This is a genomic window from Nocardioides albus (assembly GCF_014648255.1).
Taxonomy (GTDB): Bacteria; Actinomycetota; Actinomycetes; order Propionibacteriales; family Nocardioidaceae; genus Nocardioides; species Nocardioides albus.
This window is the reverse complement of sequence record NZ_BMQT01000027.1, coordinates 1-668: the sequence shown is the minus strand read 5'-3', so window position 1 is coordinate 668 and position 668 is coordinate 1. Positions and strand designations below refer to the sequence as shown.

The window sequence follows — 668 nt, the reverse complement described above, 5'->3', positions numbered from 1 at the left end:
AAGCGGCTCAAGGCCGAGGTCCGGCGGCTGCGGGAGGACAACGAGATCTTGAAGGCGGCCTCGATTTTCTTCGCCGGGGAGCTCGACCCCCGCAATCGTTGATCGTCGCGTTCATCGACGAGCAACGTGCTCAGGGGCACGCGGTCGAGTCGGTTTGTCGGGTCTTGCGTGCGCAGGGCCTGGCGATCGCCGCGCGCACCTACCGGGCCTGGCGACAGGCCAACCGGCCCGTCGCTGCCCGGACCGTCAGCGATGCCGTGGTCACCGATGCGGTCCGTGACATCGCCTGGACCCACAACGCTCACGGGCAGCGGGTCCTGGCCCCAGAAGGGCTCTACGGGCGCCGGAAGATGACCGCCTACGTGCGCCGCACCACGGTCCCCGATGCGTCGGCTGGGGCGGTGGACCGGGCGATGCGCACCCTCGGGCTCGTGGGGGTGCGGCGGGGCAAGAAGGTCCGCACCACCGTCCCCGGCAAGGACGGCAAACGCGCGGGTGATCTGCTCGACCGCGACTTCACCGCACCGGCCCCGAACCGGGTCTGGGTCACCGACTTCACCTACGTGAGGACGTGGGCAGGGTTCGTCTACGTCGCGTTCATCCTCGATGTCTACGCCCAGCGGATCATCGCTTGGCACGCCTCGATCAGCAAGGCGACCGACCTGGCC

At 69.3% G+C, this 668-nt stretch carries 1 pseudogene; it reads left to right on the top strand.

What is annotated here, in order from left to right:
- Positions 1–668: pseudogene (locus tag IEY84_RS26540) on the top strand (DDE-type integrase/transposase/recombinase); the annotation flags it as partial.